Source organism: Okeania sp. SIO2F4 (assembly GCF_010672385.1).
Taxonomy (GTDB): Bacteria; Cyanobacteriota; Cyanobacteriia; order Cyanobacteriales; family Microcoleaceae; genus Trichodesmium.
The window spans coordinates 1-1,494 of record NZ_JAAHGT010001395.1 but is presented as its reverse complement, the minus strand read 5'-3'; the positions used below and the strand labels follow the sequence as shown (position 1 = coordinate 1,494).

General features: G+C 38.4%; 1 protein-coding gene and 1 pseudogene. Both read left to right on the top strand.

Going from position 1 to position 1,494, the window contains the following annotated elements; translation table 11 throughout:
- Positions 1–437 precede the first annotated feature (437 nt).
- Positions 438–521, top strand: a pseudogene (locus F6K22_RS40720) (hypothetical protein); the annotation flags it as partial.
- Positions 522–579: 58 nt separating this feature from the next.
- Positions 580–1,140, top strand: coding sequence for an RNA-guided endonuclease InsQ/TnpB family protein (locus tag F6K22_RS40715; protein ID WP_293110837.1), 561 nt, complete (start codon positions 580–582; stop codon positions 1,138–1,140).
- The last annotated feature ends 354 nt before the right edge of the window (positions 1,141–1,494 follow it).

The following is a 1,494-nucleotide window of genomic DNA, read 5'->3' as shown; positions in this document are numbered from 1 at the left end:
GTATTAGCCCTTCAGTAATCATATCATATCCTCTAAAGAATCTACTCAAATTTATCCAGTAGATCATCAAAGATAGTCTTAAAGATGCAAAAGTATGCTAAACATTACATGACTTAGAACTTTCTAAAAAATGTATTTGTTGCAGCATAAAACTTCCTGTCCTAACTCCCTGAAACAGGAATTATCTAATCAGGTAAGAGTTTTTAACAGTTGTCTATAATCTGGAATTATCTATAATAATCTCGGCGTAGCTGAATCAAGGTATGAAAATAAAAATTGAATAATCTTAAGTATTTGTTATTCAATAGTTTAGCAATTGCCAATAAATACAAATCATACCCACGAATCAGCAACGCTATAATCTCTAATTATCTGTTTCATGCTACTAGGATTCACGCGCTGAGTTACACCCAAATAATCAGCAAAAAACCTTACTAGCTAAACACGCTGGTGTAGTCCGTCATGCTTATAATTGGCGATTATGGCTAACCAGAAATATCTTGAATCACGGGCCAGCATAATCCTGATAGTCAACTTAAATTTCCTACTACTATTGATTTACATAAGCTTTTGGGAGCAATGGTTAAGCCTAATAACTATTGGTATTATGAAGTGTCTAAGTGCATTCCTCAATATGCTTTGAGGTATTTATCAGAAGCTTGGAAACAATGTTTTTCGCTCATTTCATATCAGCCTAAATTCAAGAAAAAAGGTAGAGATGATAGCTTCACTTTAGATGGTTCAATATCAATAGTTTTTAACCAGATAAAACTACCTCGAATTGGTTGGGTAAAAACATTTGAAATATTGCCAGATCATGTTACCCCTAAGTCTGTAACTATTAGCAGAAAAGCTGACCGTTGGTTCATTAGTTTCAAGATAGAAACAGAACCATCTAATATTGAGAAGTCAGTAGATGTAGTTGGTGTAGATTTAGGTGTAAAATATCTAGCTAGCCTATCCACTGGTGAAGTATTTGAAGAAGCTAAGTCTTACCGAAAGTTTGAAGCTAAACTCTCTGGGTTGCAATATTTAAACCGACATAAAACTAAGTTCTCTAACAACTGGAAAAGAGCTTCTCTTAAGATAGCCAAACTACATAGCATGCAGGGCCAATATCAGAAAGGATACATTACATAAATTAACTACTTATTTGGTACTTAATCACAACCCACCCCCATCCCCTCCACCGGAGGGGAGCTAGAGGGGTGGGTGCAGATATGGGATTTTCTAAGTTTCGTAGAAAGCTAGAGTACAAGTGTAAGTTATATGGTTGTGAGCTAATCATTGTTGTTGACATCCTCCCGACGCTGCACTTGCGTGACAGCGCGGGATTCCTAACCATCACTGATTAGGGTTTTCTGCTTCAATGCACCAGCCTCCAAGGCCCTTCCCTCTTTTCGGTCTTACGGTCGCTCCACAGACAAGCCAGCGCGGTCTTGGGGGTCTCCCCCATGAGCGACTGGCGCTGACACTGCTAGCCCAGCAGCCTCT